Below are 16,801 nucleotides of genomic sequence, written 5' to 3' on the forward strand. Positions count from 1 at the left end.
GTATCTCGATCTTCCAGGCGATGTCGCTGCGGGCGCGGACCGACAGGCGGTCCACGTCCTCACGTTTGGCAACGTTCTCGTAGTAGGTTGATAGGGCAATCGGCAGCAGTCTGCAGATCGGCTCGACCCCGAATACCGAGCGGTGTTCGTCGATGAAGGAGATCATCGCTTCAGAGCCTTCATCTTCTCGGCGACGTCGCTTGGGAGCCCGGGCCGGGAACCATCGTCCACTTCCGCCTTCTTCACCCATTCATTGAGCGTCTGCGCGGTGCAGCCGATCTTGGCGGCAATCGAGGAAACCGCTGCCCATCGCGAGGAATATTCGCCTTGGTGATCCAAAACCATCCGTACTGCTCGGGCGCGGACTTCAGGTGAAAATTTGTTTGTTGTCTTGCTCATATCGGCTCCACTTTCTCAGAAGTTGGAGCCTCCGGCAAACCCGGTGCGGTTCAAAGCGTGCCAGCAATCCACTCCTTCACAAGGGACTCGTAGCCTGCATCTTTGCCCTTAACATAATAAAGTTTGCCGTCAGCGCCGCGGCAGATGTAGGGCCTCGTCACTCCCTGGTCAGATCGCCGAAGCACTTCCTCAATTTCAATCGGCATTTATCCACACGCCCAAGGTGATAACTTGACACCTTTAGAGCACACCAGAAAATAGAGTCCAATACCAGAGCCGGAGGATGGCGGCGTGAGGGTGACGGCCGTGGCTCTATTGATGCAAAAACGACGGGAGGCGAAGGGAGCGGCGTTTGTGCGAAGAGCGCACGCCGGCATTTCTTCTTTCTTGCCTAAGGTGTCCGTCAAAGTCGCTGCAGTTGCCCGAGAGGTGGTCCGGATAAATGAGGCGGACAACTGTTCCGGTTGCCTCAATGCTCATCTATGCAAGCATTTGAAAAATAACGGGAAATAGAGATTGGCTGGGGAACCTGGATTCGAACCAAGATTAACGGAGTCAGAGTCCGTCGTTCTACCATTGAACTATTCCCCAGCAGTTGCCGCCGAAGCATGGCTTGGCTGCTGTGCGGCGCTTATAACCAAAAGCGGGCGGATTGCAAATACCCGTTTTGAAAAAATTCGGTGCCGTGCGGAGGACGTGAAACCAGCTGCAAATCCCCTGTCCAAAAAAGAATTTGGCGATTTCGGCGGGCGCTGATATTCTTGCGGCAACGCAAAAATCGAATGAGCGCCTGCTGCATACCTCAGGGACTTGCGCGGCGCGATGGAAAAAGAACGTGGAAGACCCCGAAGGCGGCGTTAAGCCGCAATTTGACGGGGCGTCGGCGGCAGGGCGCAAGGACGGCAAGAAGTCCAGGCGCCGCAAGGGCAAACGTGGCGGGCAATCCCGCAACGCGGCTCATCCCGCTTCGCATGAGCCTTCCGGCGGTGCCGGACAGCCTGCGCGCCCGATGGAAGATGCAGCCGGCAATCCGGCCCGCAAGCGCAAGCGCCGTCGTCGTGGCGGCCATGGTGTTGCGCAGAACGGTTCACCTCAACCTCCTGTGATGGAACAGGCCGCAGCGGCAGAGCATGCCGCCCGGTCCGACGGTGATTCGGCGCCGAGCCGGCGCAATCGCCGCAAGCATCGCGGCAAGCGCGGTCTGCAGGGCCGGCCGCTGACATCGGCAAAGCCTTCCAGTGCTCCGCAACAGGAAAGCCGCGTGGAAGAGACGGCGCGCATATCGGTTCCGCGCGAAACGCAGAACGGCGCGGCCGCCAACCGCAAGGGCCGCCAGGATGGCCCTGTCAATCCCGGTTTTCAGGGGGATCGCCAGGCCGGCGACCATGCCTGGCCGGAAGAACTCTATGCCGCTCTCGATCTCGGCACCAACAATTGCCGTCTCCTCATTGCCCAGCCGACCCGCCCGGGTCAGTTCCGCGTCGTCGATGCCTTTTCCCGCATCGTGCGCCTCGGCGAAGGCCTTGCGGCAAGCGGCCGTCTCTCCGATGAGGCGATGGAGCGGGCGATCGAGGCGCTGCGGATCTGCGCCTCCAAGCTCAGGAACCGGGAGATCCGCCGCATGCGGCTGATCGCCACCGAAGCCTGCCGCCAGGCGGTCAACGGTGAGGAATTCCTCAGCCGGGTCGTTGCCGAAACCGGCCTGACGCTCGAGATCATCGATCGCGAAACCGAAGCGCGGCTTGCCGTCTCCGGCTGCTCCTCGCTGGTCGGTCGCGAAACGCGCTCCGTCGTGCTGTTCGATATCGGCGGCGGCTCGTCGGAGATCGCCGTCATCCGCATCGGCGACAATCGCTTCAGCCGCCTCGCCAACCACATCACCCACTGGACCTCGCTGCCGGTCGGCGTGGTGACGCTGTCGGAGCGCCATGGCGGGCACGACGTCACGCCGGAGGCTTTCGAGGGCATGGTGCGCGAAGTCGAAGGCATGCTCGGAGGCTTCGATTGCCCGGAGATCGAGGTCGCCCAGACCGGCGACTTCCACCTGATCGGCACATCGGGCACGGTGACGACGCTTGCCGGCGTCCATCTCGACCTGCCGCGTTATGACCGGCGCAAGGTCGATGGCATCTGGCTGTCCGATGACGAGGTTTCCGCCATGCAGGCAAAGCTTCTCTCCTGGGATTTCGAAAGCCGCGCCGCCAATCCCTGCATCGGGCCGGATCGGGCCGATCTGGTGCTGGCCGGCTGCGCCATCCTCGAGGCGATCCGCCGCCGCTGGCCGAGCCCGCGCATGCGCGTTGCCGATCGCGGCTTGAGGGAAGGCCTGCTGACAGACATGATGGCCGATGACGGCGTTTGGCGGCGCCACCGCAACCGACGCGGCCAGAGAGCGAGATAGAGGAAGGCATGACCAAGGCACCGATCGCGGGAAACCGCACCGGCCGCAAGCTCGGCCAGCGCGTCAAGAACAAGAAGATGAAGGCCTCCTCGCGCCAATGGCTGGAGCGCCATATCAACGATCCCTATGTGCAGCGCGCCCAGCTCGAAGGTTATCGCGCCCGTGCCGCCTTCAAGCTGCTGGAGATCGACGAGAAACACCATATCCTGCGCGGCGCCAGGCGTATCATCGATCTCGGCGCTGCACCGGGCAGTTGGTCGCAGATTGCCGCCAAGGTTACCGGCTCGACGGATGAGGACATCCGTGTGGCCGCGATCGATTTCCTCGAAATGACCCAGCTGCCCGGCGTCAAGATCCTGCAGCTCGACTTTCTCGATCCCACTGCGCCGGAAAAGCTGCTGGAGGCGGTCGGCGGCACACCCGATCTCGTCATATCGGACATGGCCGCACCCACCACCGGCCATCACCGCACCGATCATCTGCGCACCATGCATCTCTGCGAAGTGGCGGCCCATTTCGCCGTCGAGGTGCTTCAGGAAGGCGGGCACTTCCTGACCAAGACCTTCCAGGGCGGCACCGAGCGTGAGCTGCTCGCCATGCTGAAGCAGAACTTCCGCCAGGTCGTGCATGTCAAGCCGAACTCGTCGCGCGCCGAATCGGTCGAGATGTTCCTGCTCGCCAAGGGCTTCAAGGGGCGCAAGGCGGAAGGTGAAGCAGAGCAAGCTTGATCTCAGGGCCGGTCCTGTCCGATGATGCGGCCCTAAGATTGGAACCGCTGATCCCCATGCTTCTTTACGTCACGCTCGGAACCAACGACCTTTATCGCGCAGGGCATTTTTATGATGCCGTGCTGCCCGTGCTCGGTTATCGCCGCCAGCGCGGTTCGGAGGAGGAAATCGGCTATGCCGCGGATGGCGATACGCGCTGCCGCTTCTGGGTGGTGACGCCCTTCAATCACCGTCGGGCGACGTCGGGCAATGGCGTCATGGTGGCCTTTGCGGCCGAGCGCCGGGCGGATGTCGATGCTTTCCATGCGGCGGCGATTGCGGCGGGCGCCGTCGATGAGGGCGGGCCGGGCCTGCGCTCCTACCATGCCCATTTCTATGCCGCCTATGTGCGCGATCTCGACGGCAACAAGCTCTGTGCCGTCTGCGAAAGCCCCGAATAGAGCATGTCGCGCAAAAGTGTGCAGCGGTTTTGCGCTATAGACATGCGAAAAACTAAAGATCTGAAGCGTGGCAAGCGAATCTGAATGATCGCGACACGCTTTAGGCTGCCTTATTTCACCGCGTGCTGCTCGGCTTCAACAGTTGCTACCGCCATCGTCTTCGAGCGGTGGCCGGAAACGAGCGCGCCGGCATTGCGGTCCATCCGGATGAAGGGAATGGTCGCAATAACAGTCAGTCCGGCGATGATGTAGAAGGCGAGGTGGAAATCGGCGACCTGCAATTCCTCGCCGCTGATATAGATCGAGCTCTCCAGGATCGCGGCGGCGACCGCGACGCCGAGCGCCAGGCTGATCTGCTGCATCACCGAGCTCATCGAGGTCGCCTGGCTGGCTTCGGCATCATTGATGTCGGCGAAGGCGAGCGCATTGACGCCGGTGAACATGAAGGAGCGGGAGAAGCCGCCGAGTAGCAGCACGCCGATGATGACGAGGTGCGGTGTCGACGGCGTGAACAGGCCGGTGACGACAGTCACCAGCGTCGTCACCATGGCGGCGGCAAGCAGCGTCGTGCGGAAGCCGGCGGCGGCGAAGACGCGCTTCGCCATGAATTTGGTGGTGATCGCCCCGATGGCTCCCACAAACGTGATGAGGCCGGATTGGAACGGCGTCAGCCCGAATCCGAGCTGCAGCATCAGCGGCGTCAGGAAGGGCATGGCGCCGACGCAGATGCGAAACAGCGTGCCGCCCAAGGTGGAGGCCCGGAAGGTCGGGTTCTTGAACAGGTTGAGGTTGAGGATCGGGGCCGGATGGCGCTTGGCGTGGCGCACATAGAGAAAGCCGCAGGCAAGGCCGATTAGAGTGGCGGTGACGCCGATAATCGGGGGCAGGGCCGGCAGGCTCACCACCGACAGGCCGAAGACGACGCCCGCGGCTGAAAGCGAGGTGAGCACGAAACCGGTGAAATCCAGCTTCGGCGGCGCCGTCGCCTCCACTTCCGGCAGGAAGATCGTCGCCAGCCAGATGCCGATGATGCCGACCGGCACGTTGATCAGGAAGATCCAGTGCCAGCTGAAATAGGTGGTGATGAAGCCGCCGAGCGGCGGTCCGGTGAGCGGGCCGACGAGCGCCGGGATGGTGAGCAGCGCCATGGCCGAGACCAGATCGCTGCGCTTCGTCGTGCGCACCAGCACCAGGCGACCGACCGGGGTCATCATCGCGCCGCCCATGCCCTGCAGGAAGCGGGCGAAAACGAATTCGACGAGGTTGGAGGAGATGGCGCAGAAGATCGAGCCGATGACGAAGACTGATATGGCAAGCCGGAAGATCTTCTTGGCGCCGAACCGGTCGGCCATCCAGCCGCTCACGGGGATGAACACCGCAAGCGCCACCATGTAGGAGGTCAGCGCCAGCTTCAGCGTGATCGGCCCGACATGCAAATCACTAGCGATCGCCGGCAGCGCCGTCGCAATGACAGTCGAATCCATCTGTTCCATGAAGAGGGCGACGGCGAGGATCAGCGGGACGATACGATTCATAGGCGGGAGCCTTGATGGGGCAGCGGATTGAAGCTGGGAAGGCCAGTGCTGTTTAGTCCCAGTTCCCAGCCGTGCCAATCCCCAAATCCGGGTCGTTGACGCGTTCGCTTCACGTCTGCGTGAGACGACTTGCGCATCAACGTCGGCAGTCAAGATTGACATATGTTTACTTGGCCGGAGCAAGAAATCCGGCTGGGATCGACACCGCGGGCCGTGCGGTGACGCATCGCACGTCATAAGAGGATGGACATATGGCAATTTCATCGGGAATAAAGCGGCGCACCCTTTTTGCCGCAGGCTTTGGCATGCTCGCGGCGCCGGCAATTTTCAAAGAGAGGGCCGAAGCGGCCGCAACTGGAGAAAGCAATCATATGGATGGAACGCTTTTGCCCGAGATCAATCAATTCAAGCTCGGTTCCTATAAGTTCACCGTGGTCCGTGACGGCACCAGCATCGTCGAAAAGCCCTATGAAACCTTCGGCACCAATCAGAACCCCGAAACGGTCCAGGCGTTGCTGACCGCAAACTTCCTGCCGGTCGACAGGTTCATGAGCTTCTACACGCCGGCTCTCATCGATACCGGTTCGGATGTCATCCTCGTCGATACCGGCTTCGGCGCTGCCGGCCGCGCTCGCGGCGCCGGCCAACTGACCGAAGGCCTGAAAGCGGCAGGATATTCGGCCGACGACGTCACGCTGGTGGCGCTGACCCATCTGCACGGCGATCATATCGGCGGCCTGATGGAAAACGGCACGGCTGCCTTCAAGAATGCCCGCTATGTCGTCGGCCAGGCGGAATATGATTTCTGGTCGGACAAGGCACGCGAGGGCACGCCGACCGAAGGCAGTCACAAGGCGGTGCTCGCCAATGTCGCACCGCTCGCCGAAAAGACCACCTTCATCAAGGACGGCGATAGCGTCGCGCCGGGCATGACGGCGATGCTGGCGGCCGGCCACTCGCCGGGGCACATGGTGTTCCACGTCGAATCCGAGGGCAAGCGCCTGGTGCTGACCGGCGATACGGCCAATCATTATATCCTGTCGCTGCTGCGGCCGGATTGGGAGGTGCGCTTCGACATGGACAAGGCGCAGGCGGCGGCCACGCGCCGCAAGGTTTTCGAGATGATCGCGACCGACAAGATCGCCTTCCTCGGCTACCACATGCCGTTCCCGGCGGTCGGCTTCGTCGAGAGGCAGGATGGCGGTTATCGCTTCGTGCCGAAGACCTACCAGTTCGACATCTGATCCGGAGCAATTCCAGCAAAAACGCGCAGCGACTTTCCCGGGAATGCGTAAAAAGAAGGATCTGAAGCGCGAGCGGCGAATCTGAAAGATCGCGATGCGCTTTGGACGCATGGCACCCATGACGAGCCCGGCGGACGCGTCGGGCTTTTTGCTATTTCCTTCCTGTCATAGACGTGTTACCAGCCCTCGCCAACTTCCAAGCAACTCATGCACACCGCCGGGGCGGACGATTCGTTTCCGGGCCGGGTTGCATTTTTCTTAAATGAAGGAATTTGGCCATGGCACGCATCATAGAAACGGCAACCGGCGCGGACGCGCTTACCTTTGACGACGTGCTGCTGCAGCCGGGACATTCCGAGGTCATGCCCGGCCAGACGAATATCTCCACGCGCATCGCTCGGGATTTCGAACTCAACATCCCGATCATCTCATCCGCCATGGATACGGTCACCGAGAGCCGCCTGGCGATCGCCATGGCCCAGGCCGGCGGCCTCGGCGTCATTCACCGCAACCTGACGCCGATCGAGCAGGCCGAGCAGGTCCGGCAAGTGAAGAAGTTTGAAAGCGGCATGGTCGTCAATCCGGTGACGATCGGCCCCGATGCCATGCTTGCCGATGCACTCGGGCTGATGAAATCCTACAGCATTTCCGGCATTCCTGTCGTGGAGAAGTCCGGCCGCCTCGTCGGCATCCTGACCAACCGCGACGTCCGCTTCGCTACCGATCAGGAACAGAAGATCCATGAACTGATGACCAAGGACAAACTGGTCACCGTCAAGGAAAACGTCGATCAGCAGGAGGCCAAGCGCCTGCTGCATTCGCATCGCATCGAGAAGCTGCTGGTGGTCGATGCCGAAGGCCGCTGCGTCGGCCTCATCACCGTCAAGGATATCGAGAAGTCGCAGTTGAACCCGAACGCTTCCAAGGATGCGCAGGGCAGACTTCGGGCTGCGGCCGCCATCAGCGTCGGCGATGACGGCTTCGAGCGCGCCGAACGGCTGATCGAGGCCGGCGTCGATCTTCTGGTCGTCGACACCGCCCATGGTCATTCGCAACGCGTCCTCGATGCCGTCACCCGGGTCAAGAAGCTTTCCAACTCGGTGCGCATCATGGCCGGCAACGTCGCCACTTATGACGGCACCAGGGCGCTGATCGATGCCGGAGCGGATGCGGTCAAGGTCGGTATCGGTCCGGGTTCGATCTGCACGACGCGCATCGTCGCCGGCGTCGGCGTGCCGCAGCTCGCCGCCATCATGTCGGCGGTGCAGGCCGCGAATGATCAGGACGTGCCCGTCATCGCCGATGGCGGCATCAAGTTCTCCGGCGATCTGGCCAAGGCGATCGCCGCCGGCGCTTCCGCCGTCATGATCGGCTCGCTGCTGGCCGGCACCGATGAGAGCCCGGGCGAGGTCTATCTCTACCAGGGACGCTCCTTCAAGGCCTATCGCGGCATGGGCTCCGTCGGCGCCATGGCCCGCGGCTCGGCCGACCGCTACTTCCAGGCCGAGGTGCGCGACACGCTGAAGCTCGTGCCGGAGGGCATTGAGGGCCAGGTGCCTTACAAGGGGCCGGTCTCGGGCGTCATCCACCAGCTCGCCGGCGGCCTCAAGGCGGCCATGGGTTATGTCGGCGGCAAGGACCTCAAGGATTTCCAGGAGCGGGCCACCTTCGTGCGCATCTCCGGTGCCGGTCTTCGCGAAAGCCATGCCCATGACGTGACGATCACCCGCGAGAGCCCGAACTATCCGGGCGCCGGCCTCTGATCATGAAGGCGGGCAGCGGGATTCCTCTCTGGATCGTCGCGCTGCTCGCAGCCCTCTGCCTTGCCGTGCTCGCCTGGACAACCTTCGGTTTCGTCGTTCCGTTCAAGCACGAAACCGGGCAGGCGGTGCTCGATACCTATTTCGCCGGTTACGATGAGTCGGCGGTCTTCCACATGCAAAAGCTGCTCGATGAGAACGAGACGGCGACCAGGTTGCTGCGCGCCATGTATTTCGGGCCGGAGCTGATCTTTCCGGCACTGCTGACGGCGCTGCTGTTCCTCGCCTTCCTCAAGCTCGGTCCTGCCGGTGCGTGGTTTGGCCGATCGGTGCATCCGCCTGTCGGCAGGGCGATTTATCTGCTGCCGTTCATCTACGGCATCGCCGATTATGGCGAGAACATCTCGAGCCTCATCGCCTTCGGTAATGGTGCGCCCTCAACGCTTGCAACGCAGCTGCTGCCGTGGATGACGCGGCTGAAATTCGCAAGCCTCGCCATCTGCTTCATCCTCATTGTCCGGCTTGCCATCGGCCGCTGGCTTGCGCCGCGTGAAGATTGAGGGTGCCATCAGCCTGTCCACCGCCACGTCGGATTTGAAAGCCGCGCCACCATGAAATCCGAGAGCACCTCCACCTTCGCAGGTCGAGCCCGGGCAGAGGGCGTGACGAAATAGAGCGCTCCGCTCGGCAGCGTCCAGTCGGGTAGGATCGCTTTCAACCTGCCATCGGCGAGATATTCGTGCGCCATGAATTCCGGCAGCTCTACAACCCCAAGGCCGTGCAACGCCATTGGAATCAAGGCTTGCGAATTGGTGGAGCGCAACGGACCGGCCGGCACGACAACTTCCTCTTCGCCTGCCTTATTGCGAAAGCGCCAGACGTCCTGGCGCGGCCGATAGGCGTATCCTAGACAATGATCGGCCTTAAGCTCGCGCGGATGTCGCGGCGTGCCGTATCGATCGAGGTACGCAGGTGCAGCGAGAATGAAGGGAGCGACCGCTGCCAGCCTCCGGGCGACCAATGAGGAATCCGGCAGAACGGCAATTCTCAGGGCAGCATCGAATCCGTCTCCCACCAGGTCGACGACGGCGTCGCTCATATGCAGGTCGATAGAAATATCGGGATAGAGGTCGAAAAAATCGGGCAGGATCGGCGCCAGCCAGCGTGTGCCGAAGGCCATCGGCGCGGCAAGCCGGATAAGCCCTCGCGGTCGGCTGGACAGCTCGCGCGCTGCATTTTCCGCAGCCTCTGCCTCCGCATAGAGCCGCGAGGCACGGTCGACCAATCGCAAGCCGAAATCGGTCAGCGCCAGTTGCCGCGAGGTGCGGTTGAAAAGCCGTGCGCCAAGTCTCTCCTCCAGCCGGCTGACGGCCCGCGAAACGGTAGGCACCGATACACCGAGCGTCCTAGCGGCGCGAGCGAAAGAACGCTCTTCGGCCACCTTGGCGAACATGGCCAGGCCTTCGAAATCCGGAAAGTTCGTCATTTCATTCCTGTAACGATAGCTTTCATTTCTTTCTATTTCGAAACGTTTCCCGCGTCCATATCTCAGTCTCGGTCGAACAACAGGAGACGACAATGACACAGAGATTGAGTGGAAAGATCGCAGTGATTACCGGCGCGACATCGGGCATTGGCCTTGCCACTGCCAAGCGTTTCGCCGCCGAAGGCGCCCAGCTTTTCGTGACCGGCCGGCGCAAGGACGTGCTCGACGCGGCGGTTGCGGAAATAGGGGGTAAGGTTGTCGGCATCCAGGCGGACTCGGCAGAGCTTGCAGACCTTGATCGGCTCTATGAACGCGTGAAAGCCGAAGCCGGCCGGATAGATGTGCTGTTCGTCAATGCCGGCGGTGGTTCGATGCTGGCGCTCGGCGAAATTACCGAAGAGCAGTATGACGACACGTTCGACAGAAATGTGAAAGGTGTTCTTTTCACCGTGCAGAAGGCTTTGCCGCTGCTCGGTCCGGGCTCATCGGTTATCCTGACGGGATCGACGGCGGGCTCGACCGGCACACCCGCCTTCAGTGTTTACGCCGCCTCGAAGGCCGCGTTACGAAGCTTTGCTCGCAACTGGATCCTTGATCTCAAGGATCGCGGCATTCGTATCAATACGCTGAGCCCCGGTCCTACAAAGACAACTGGTCTCGTCGAACTCGCCGGCAAAAATGAGGCGCAACAGCAGGGCTTGCTCGATTATCTCGCAACCCAGGTGCCAATGGGGCGCGTCGGCCGCGCCGAAGAGATCGCCGCCGCCGCACTCTTCCTCGCTTCCGACGATTCGAGCTTCGTCACCGGTATCGAACTCTTCGCCGACGGCGGCGCCGCGCAGGTGTGACGAAATCCGGCGGCCCGCCAATGTTGGATGGCGGGCCGCCGACGCTGGTATCCCGATCGTCTTTCGACTAATGCTCGCGTTGAAAGCGGAAGCAGAAGCGGAAAGGAAACGGCAACATATGACCGGCTATCAAATCTTCTGGCCACTCCTCGCCCATGTGACCCTGGTCTACGGTCTTTATGCGCTGCTCGGCATGCGGCGCGCGAAAATGGTCCGCGCCGGCAGCATCGCCAAATCGGATTATCGCGAAAATCGCAGCGAGCCGGCCGAAAGCCTCATCGTCAAGAACTGCCTCGCCAATCAGTTCGAACTGCCCGTGCTGTTCTACGCCTGCTCAATTCTTCTCTATATCACCGAGGCCGACAATCTCATCTCTGTCGTCCTCGCCTGGGCCTTCGTCGCCCTGCGCTACGCCCATGCCGCCATTCACGTCACCAGCAACGATATGCGCTACCGCAGCCCGATCTTCGCCGCAGGTTACATCATACTCGCCGCCATGTGGGTATGGCTCGCCGCATGGATGGCGATGAGCTGAGGCGCGCGTGCGAGTTCGCCCCAGCGGCGTCGATCTCAGGATCAAATGATGCAGCAATTCAAAGTGATACAGTGTCCTTTGCGCGTCTGAAAAGACGCGCGGCCGGTGACGCAGGACGCCGGTATTGGCGGCGATATAGTTGCCAGACGATGCAGTCATTCCCGACGATATTGTTTTCACCAAAGTGAAGCGATCGAGGAGCCAGTCAAAGCGCATGGTGCTATGGCTGTTGCTCCCGTCGCCGATAAATAATTTCAGTAACATGATTACTAAAATTTAAATTGATTGGTCTATTTCTACGCGAGCGAATAGTGGCGGGGACGATTTGCGAGCGAATATGGGCGAAAGGATATGCGAAGCGGCAATCCATGAGACGGCCATGCTGCGACTGGCGGGATCGGCGAGTACGGCGGTGCTGGCGCTGTTTCTGGCCGCGGGGCCGGGATGGGCGCAGGTCATCAGCGGCAATGATACCGAGATTGTCGATGGTAACGACCCTAGCGGAACCGGCCCCGGCACGCAGCCGAGCCCGTGGACAATCAACAACGACCTCATCGTCGGCGACCAGAATGGCGACGATGCGGCCCTTATCATCCGCAATGGTGGCGACGTCAGCAATGACATCGGCGTGCTCGGCGTCGACCCGGGTGCGAGCGGCACGGTAACGGTCACGGGAGCAGGCTCGACCTGGAGCAATTCAGACGACCTCTATATCGGCCATCAAGGCACCGGCACGCTCACCATCGAAGACGGAGCTGCGGTCGACAATGTATACGGTTATATCGGCTATTTCGGCGGCGCGAGCGGCACGGTGACGGTCACCGGGAGTGGCTCGACCTGGACCAATGCCCAGGATCTCTACGTCGGCGACAGCGGCGCCGGCACGCTCATCATTTCGAATGGCGCGACGGTCAGCAGCGCTGCCGGCCTTATCAGCAACGACACAGCCGCTATTGGCGAGGTCGTCGTCACAGGCGCGAATTCGATCTGGAGCAATTCCAGCTATATCTCGGTCGGCGAGGCGGGTGCGGGAACGCTGACCATTTCGAATGGCGGCTCGGTCACCGCGAGTGAAGGCTATATCGGCTTTAGTACGGACGGCAACGGCGTGGTGAGCGTGACCGGTTCGGGGTCGAGCTGGATCAATTCCGGCGCGCTGTTCGTGGGCGAATTCGGTTCGGGCACTGTGACGATCGACGATGGCGGCGTGGTTTCCGCTTCCGAGGTCGTCATCGCCGATGATGCGGGCGCCACGGGAACGGTGGAAATTGCAGGCAGCGCCGCAAACGGGCGCGGCGTCCTGGAGGCCGGCTATGTCGAGAGAGGCGCCGGCAATGCGGACCTCGTTTTCGACGGCGGCATTCTGCGGGCAACCGGCAATGAAGCGAATTTCCTGCGCGGCTTCAGTGCTGGCGAGATCACGATCGACACCGGCGGCGCCCTTATCGACACGAACGGCTTTGCCGTCGGCATTGCTACGGATCTGCAAGGCGCAGGCGGCTTAACGAAGCAGGGCGCCGGCACGCTGACCCTGTCGGGCACCAACAGCTACGCCGGTGTGACGACGGTCGAGGCCGGCTCGTTGCAGGCGGGCAACGCCGGCGCTTTCGTGCAGAACGGCGCCTATGCGGTCAATGGCGGCACACTCGATCTCGGCGGCTTCGACCTGACCATGGGAGAGCTTTCGGGAAGCGGCGGTGAGATCGCGATCGGCAGCGCCGACCTGACGCTCGATCAGGCAAACAGCACGACCTATGACGGCATATTCTCCGGCAGCGGCGACTTCACGATGCTGGGCAGCGGCACCCTGCGCCTGACCGGCAACAGTTCGGGCTTTGCCGGGACAACCACGGTTTCAGGTGGCCGGCTGATCGTCAATGGCAGCCTTGGCGGCGTCCTGGAGATGACGGGCGGCAGGCTGGCCGGATCGGGTCATGTCGGTGTGCTGAACGCTGGTGCCGGCGTCACCATCGCACCGGGCAACTCCATTGGAACATTGACTGTCGGCGGCGATCTCACTCTCGATCCTGATAGCACCTATGAGGTTGAGGTCGATGCGGCTGGCACCGCCAGCGATTTGATCTCGGTCTCGGGGACCGCGTTCCTCAACGGCGCTAGCGTTGCCCATGTGGGGATGGATGGCCACTACAAGCCTTTCGCCACCTATACGATCCTCACCGCCACCGGCGGGATCAACGGGACATTCGGCGCCGTCACCTCCAATTATGCCTTCCTGGCGGCTGATCTCTCCTATGATCTGAACAACGTCTATCTGGAGGTCGAGCGCAACGACGTGAGTTTCAGCGAAATGGCCCTGACGCGCAACCAGATTGCCTCGGCCGACGCTGCCGAGAATCTTGGCGCTGGCAATGACGTCTATGATGCCATCGTCACATTGCCCGACGACGAGCCGCTGATCCAGGCAAGTTTCGACACGCTGTCCGGTGAAATCCATGCCTCGATCAAAACGGTGCTGATCGCCCAGAGCCTCTTTGTCCGCGAGGCCGCCAACGCGCGCCTGCGTTCCGCATTCGGCGACGCCGATGCCGGCGTGATCCCGATACAGGCGTTCTGGCCGGGTGGCCCGGAACTCATCGCCGCCGATCCTTCAGACGCGCCGGTCTTCTGGAGCACGGCTTTTGGAGGCGCAAGCGAGACGCGCACGGACGGCAATGCCGCCACACTGAACCATCAGGTGGGCGGGTTTCTTGCCGGCGTCGACGCCACGTTCGATGATGTCAGGTTCGGCCTGATGGCCGGTTACAGCAATTCCGGCTTCGATCCGCGGCACCGGAGCTCGTCGGGATCGAGCGACGATTATCACCTCGGCCTTTACGCCGGCACGCAGTGGGACGGTCTCGCCTTCCGTTCCGGCATCGCTCACACGTGGCACGAGATCGAGACCAGCCGCAGGGTCACCGTCGGAAGCTTCGAGGATAGATTGGAAGCAAGCTATGGGGCCGGCACGCTGCAGGCCTTTGCGGAACTGGGCTATCGGTTCGAGATGGAGGCCGCCTCTTTCGAGCCCTTCGTCAATCTCGCCCATGTCGGCATTCGAACGGCAGGCTTCACAGAAGAGGGCGGGGCGGCAGCACTCGACAGCGCCCGTCGCATGACCAACACCACCATCACCACGCTTGGCCTGCATGCTGAGATGCAGATCCGCCTGGGCGAGACGAAGGCCACCCTGCGCGGCATGTCGGGCTGGCGGCACGCCGCCGGCGACATCGCGCCCTTGTCGACGCATGCTTTTGCCGGAGGCGACGCCTTTATCGTTGCCGGCGTGCCGGTGGCGGAGAATGCTTTCGTTCTCGACGCCGGGCTCGATTTCGACCTCACCCCAAGCTCCATCGTCGGCATCGCTTATTCCGGCCAGATTGCAGACAATGCGCAGCAGCATGGGGCCAAAGCGACGCTGTCGGTGAAATTTTAAAAACAGCCCGATTTAAAAAGCGCTCCCGCGTCTTTCAGCCGCGCAAGGGGCATTGTAACACTTTTGGTTGCAGCATAATGCCGTAGAGCCCGGTTTTTCATACGCTTTTCCCAACCGTTAAAATGCGAGCATTTCCATTTACCGCCGATGAACACCCTGCATGTCATGCCTTCCGCCGCGAACAATAAAAATGGGAACGACATGGGCGCGGAAAGCATGGATCGGATCGGCTTGCGCAGGAAGCCGAAGCAGGAACGCAGCATCCAGAGGCTGGATCTCATTCTTGCCGCGGCCGCCAGGATCATTGCCGAAAAGGGCGTCAGCGCCATGCGGATGACGGAACTCGCCGTCGCCGCCAAAGTGCCGATCGGTTCGGTTTACCAGTATTTTCCCGAGAAGGCGGCGATCGTCAAAGCCCTGTTCGACCAGCACGCTTCGGCGATCCAGGCGAAGACGGCGGCGATGTTTGCCGACGTCAGGTCGCTCGACCAGGCGCTCGACCGCGTTTGCGCCATCATCGACTGGTATTACGATTCCTACCATGACGATCCCGTCTATCTCGGCGTCTGGATGGGCACGGAGACCGATCAGGATCTGCTGCAGCTGAACATCGAGCATAGCGGCCGTGTCGCCGGTATCTTCCATAACGCCGTGCGCGATCTCACTCCCGACCTTTGCGACGAGGATATGTACGCGCGCACTTACCTGTTCAGCCACCTGATCGGCGCCGTCATCCGGCTTGCCGCCGTCAGCGACAAGGAGTTGGCGCGGCGCATGCTCGACCAATGGAAGCGCGTCATCCGCGCCTCCCTTTTCACCACGACCGTGCCTGCTGCTGCTTGAGTCGGCTTACCAGCTCGGCACCATATTGGCGGCTTTCAGCCGCGGATAAAGGCGTGCCTGGGCGGATTTGACATCGGCCTCGAGGGTATCGTCGACGACGGCAGGGGTGATGTTGTCGAGGCAGGCGGTGATATGCGCCGTGATCGCGTTCATCAGCGAGAGCGAAACGCCCGGCCGCTTCATGATGCCGATCTGCACCGGCGGCAGCGCCGGAAAACCGTCGGCCTGGCTCAGTACTTTCATGCCTGTTCGCAATGCCGATTCCGGCATGACCGAAACCGCCATGCCGGCAAGCACGGCGGCGGCAACGACGGTGCAGGACCAGCTGGTGAACAGGATCTGGTGCTCGCGTCCCACAGCATCGAGCGCCGAGCAGGCGAGCTGGCGCCACTGGCAGTCGCGCCGGCCGACGGCAAGCGGCACCGGCGCGTCGTCGCGGATCGGATGGTTGGCCGAGCCCACCCAGCAGAGCGGCTCGGTTCTCACCACATCGGACATGCGCTCGCGCGGATTGTGGGTGACGAGGGCGATGTCGAGCTCGCCTTTGTGCATGCGCTCGGCGAGATCCACCGAAGGCTCGCAGACGATGTAGAGTTCGACATTCGGATGCGTCTTGGCGAAGCGGCCGATGATTTCGGGCATGTAGCGGTCGGCATAATCGTCCGGCGTGCCGATCCGCAGCGTCCCCTCCAGCCTGTTGTCGTCGAAGGCGGCGATCGCCTCATTGTTGAGGCGGATGATGCGCCGGGCATAGTTGAGCAGCTTTTCACCCTCGACCGTCAGCCGGTTGCCGCGCCCATCCTTGATGAACAGCTGCTTGCCAATGCGCTCTTCGAGGCGGCGCATCTGCATGGAGACGGCCGATTGGGTCTTGTAGACCCTGTCGGCCGCCTTGGTGAAGCTGCCGGAATCGACGATGGCGATGAAAGTCTGCAGTTGGTCGAGATCAAGAGGTGCGGACATGGTTTCACCCATAAAGATAGCTGATGATAATCATTAGAAACATTCGTTGGACTGATCAATAGGTCTTTGGCATCTTCGGGATGCAAATCAAAGCAAAGTGAAGGACAGACACCCTGCCTGTCCAAGCGGAATTCAGCTTGCTCCTTCCCGCACGACCTCGCGGGAGGGGTGGGTTGCGTTGCGCGC

General features: G+C 61.8%; 14 protein-coding genes, 1 tRNA gene, 1 pseudogene and 1 other annotated feature. Of the genes and pseudogenes, 10 read left to right on the forward strand and 6 right to left on the reverse strand.

Annotation, left to right across the window (positions count from 1 at the left end; all coding sequences use genetic code 11):
* The 3 genes and pseudogenes from FHX10_RS24485 to FHX10_RS24490 all read right to left on the reverse strand — a co-directional run.
* Positions 1 to 399 (reverse strand): annotated as a pseudogene (locus tag FHX10_RS24485) (transposase); the annotation flags it as partial.
* Positions 92 to 173 (reverse strand) — a sequence feature (AL1L pseudoknot). It overlaps the preceding pseudogene by 82 nt.
* Before the next feature lie 50 nt (positions 400 to 449).
* Positions 450 to 605, reverse strand: coding sequence for a HipA family kinase (locus tag FHX10_RS35705; protein WP_409527298.1), 156 nt, complete (start codon positions 603 to 605; stop codon positions 450 to 452).
* A gap of 311 nt (positions 606 to 916) precedes the next feature.
* Positions 917 to 990 (reverse strand) — tRNA-Gln (locus tag FHX10_RS24490).
* Between the two features lie 244 nt (positions 991 to 1,234).
* On the opposite strand from FHX10_RS24490, the gene FHX10_RS24495 reads away from it, so the two are divergent.
* The 3 genes from FHX10_RS24495 to FHX10_RS24505 are packed head-to-tail and all read left to right on the forward strand — an operon-like array spanning position 1,235 to position 3,968.
* Positions 1,235 to 2,800, forward strand: coding sequence for a Ppx/GppA phosphatase family protein (locus tag FHX10_RS24495; RefSeq protein WP_132574217.1), 1,566 nt, complete (start codon positions 1,235 to 1,237; stop codon positions 2,798 to 2,800).
* A gap of 8 nt (positions 2,801 to 2,808) precedes the next feature.
* Positions 2,809 to 3,528 carry an RlmE family RNA methyltransferase gene (locus FHX10_RS24500; RefSeq protein ID WP_047613760.1) on the forward strand — a complete coding sequence of 240 codons (720 nt, stop codon included), beginning with the start codon at positions 2,809 to 2,811 and terminating at the stop codon, positions 3,526 to 3,528.
* 56 nt (positions 3,529 to 3,584) lie between these two features.
* The gene (locus FHX10_RS24505; RefSeq protein ID WP_063476384.1) at positions 3,585 to 3,968 is read left to right on the forward strand and encodes a VOC family protein; all 384 of its coding nucleotides are present in this window, start codon (positions 3,585 to 3,587) and stop codon (positions 3,966 to 3,968) included.
* A 110-nt stretch (positions 3,969 to 4,078) separates the two neighbouring features.
* On the opposite strand, the gene FHX10_RS24510 is transcribed toward FHX10_RS24505, so the two are convergent.
* The gene (locus FHX10_RS24510) at positions 4,079 to 5,503 is read right to left on the reverse strand and encodes a DHA2 family efflux MFS transporter permease subunit (RefSeq protein ID WP_063476385.1); all 1,425 of its coding nucleotides are present in this window, start codon (positions 5,501 to 5,503) and stop codon (positions 4,079 to 4,081) included.
* Positions 5,504 to 5,754: 251 nt separating this feature from the next.
* Here FHX10_RS24510 and FHX10_RS24515 point away from each other — a divergent pair, with 251 nt between their 5' ends.
* The 3 genes from FHX10_RS24515 (at position 5,755) to FHX10_RS24525 (ending at position 9,067) form a co-directional block, all read left to right on the forward strand.
* On the forward strand, positions 5,755 to 6,747 hold the full coding sequence (locus FHX10_RS24515; protein WP_028757700.1) for an MBL fold metallo-hydrolase: 993 nt from the start codon (positions 5,755 to 5,757) through the stop codon (positions 6,745 to 6,747).
* Positions 6,748 to 7,025: 278 nt separating this feature from the next.
* Positions 7,026 to 8,510, forward strand: a complete 1,485-nt coding sequence (gene guaB, locus FHX10_RS24520; protein ID WP_063476386.1) for an IMP dehydrogenase — start codon at positions 7,026 to 7,028, stop codon at positions 8,508 to 8,510.
* A gap of 2 nt (positions 8,511 to 8,512) precedes the next feature.
* The gene (locus FHX10_RS24525) at positions 8,513 to 9,067 is read left to right on the forward strand and encodes a hypothetical protein (protein ID WP_028757096.1); all 555 of its coding nucleotides are present in this window, start codon (positions 8,513 to 8,515) and stop codon (positions 9,065 to 9,067) included.
* Between the two features lie 8 nt (positions 9,068 to 9,075).
* Here the strand turns inward: FHX10_RS24525 and FHX10_RS24530 are convergent, their stop codons facing one another.
* A complete protein-coding gene (locus FHX10_RS24530; RefSeq protein ID WP_028757095.1) occupies positions 9,076 to 9,993 on the reverse strand; it encodes a LysR family transcriptional regulator in 918 nt (305 codons plus the stop codon).
* A gap of 92 nt (positions 9,994 to 10,085) precedes the next feature.
* Here FHX10_RS24530 and FHX10_RS24535 point away from each other — a divergent pair, with 92 nt between their 5' ends.
* The 4 genes from FHX10_RS24535 (at position 10,086) to FHX10_RS24550 (ending at position 15,652) form a co-directional block, all read left to right on the forward strand.
* Positions 10,086 to 10,841 carry an SDR family oxidoreductase gene (locus FHX10_RS24535; protein WP_028757094.1) on the forward strand — a complete coding sequence of 252 codons (756 nt, stop codon included), beginning with the start codon at positions 10,086 to 10,088 and terminating at the stop codon, positions 10,839 to 10,841.
* Between the two features lie 118 nt (positions 10,842 to 10,959).
* Positions 10,960 to 11,376 (forward strand): MAPEG family protein, encoded by a 417-nt coding sequence (locus FHX10_RS24540; RefSeq protein ID WP_028757093.1) that lies wholly within the window; start codon positions 10,960 to 10,962, stop codon positions 11,374 to 11,376.
* A gap of 379 nt (positions 11,377 to 11,755) precedes the next feature.
* Positions 11,756 to 14,809, forward strand: a complete 3,054-nt coding sequence (locus FHX10_RS24545) for an autotransporter domain-containing protein (protein ID WP_246781255.1) — start codon at positions 11,756 to 11,758, stop codon at positions 14,807 to 14,809.
* Positions 14,810 to 15,010: 201 nt separating this feature from the next.
* Positions 15,011 to 15,652 (forward strand): TetR/AcrR family transcriptional regulator, encoded by a 642-nt coding sequence (locus FHX10_RS24550; RefSeq protein ID WP_028757091.1) that lies wholly within the window; start codon positions 15,011 to 15,013, stop codon positions 15,650 to 15,652.
* Positions 15,653 to 15,658: 6 nt separating this feature from the next.
* Here the strand turns inward: FHX10_RS24550 and FHX10_RS24555 are convergent, their stop codons facing one another.
* Entirely contained in the window at positions 15,659 to 16,615 is a 957-nt protein-coding gene (locus FHX10_RS24555; RefSeq protein ID WP_003588350.1) for a LysR substrate-binding domain-containing protein, read from the reverse strand.
* Between the last annotated feature and the right edge of the window lie 186 nt (positions 16,616 to 16,801).

Source organism: Rhizobium sp. BK591, assembly GCF_014195045.1.
Taxonomy (GTDB): Bacteria; Pseudomonadota; Alphaproteobacteria; order Rhizobiales; family Rhizobiaceae; genus Rhizobium; species Rhizobium anhuiense.

Bases quoted from the DNA above. Each gene is read 5' to 3' on its own strand.
- FHX10_RS35705 (WP_409527298.1), bottom strand. From the start codon at position 605: ATGCCGATTGAAATTGAGGAAGTGCTTCGGCGATCTGACCAGGGAGTG.
- FHX10_RS24500 (WP_047613760.1), top strand. From the start codon at position 2,809: ATGACCAAGGCACCGATCGCGGGAAACCGCACCGGCCGCAAGCTCGGC.
- FHX10_RS24505 (WP_063476384.1), top strand. From the start codon at position 3,585: ATGCTTCTTTACGTCACGCTCGGAACCAACGACCTTTATCGCGCAGGG.
- FHX10_RS24510 (WP_063476385.1), bottom strand. From the start codon at position 5,503: ATGAATCGTATCGTCCCGCTGATCCTCGCCGTCGCCCTCTTCATGGAA.
- FHX10_RS24515 (WP_028757700.1), top strand. From the start codon at position 5,755: ATGGCAATTTCATCGGGAATAAAGCGGCGCACCCTTTTTGCCGCAGGC.
- guaB (WP_063476386.1), top strand. From the start codon at position 7,026: ATGGCACGCATCATAGAAACGGCAACCGGCGCGGACGCGCTTACCTTT.
- FHX10_RS24525 (WP_028757096.1), top strand. From the start codon at position 8,513: ATGAAGGCGGGCAGCGGGATTCCTCTCTGGATCGTCGCGCTGCTCGCA.
- FHX10_RS24530 (WP_028757095.1), bottom strand. From the start codon at position 9,993: ATGACGAACTTTCCGGATTTCGAAGGCCTGGCCATGTTCGCCAAGGTG.
- FHX10_RS24535 (WP_028757094.1), top strand. From the start codon at position 10,086: ATGACACAGAGATTGAGTGGAAAGATCGCAGTGATTACCGGCGCGACA.
- FHX10_RS24540 (WP_028757093.1), top strand. From the start codon at position 10,960: ATGACCGGCTATCAAATCTTCTGGCCACTCCTCGCCCATGTGACCCTG.
- FHX10_RS24545 (WP_246781255.1), top strand. From the start codon at position 11,756: ATGCTGCGACTGGCGGGATCGGCGAGTACGGCGGTGCTGGCGCTGTTT.
- FHX10_RS24550 (WP_028757091.1), top strand. From the start codon at position 15,011: ATGGGCGCGGAAAGCATGGATCGGATCGGCTTGCGCAGGAAGCCGAAG.
- FHX10_RS24555 (WP_003588350.1), bottom strand. From the start codon at position 16,615: ATGTCCGCACCTCTTGATCTCGACCAACTGCAGACTTTCATCGCCATC.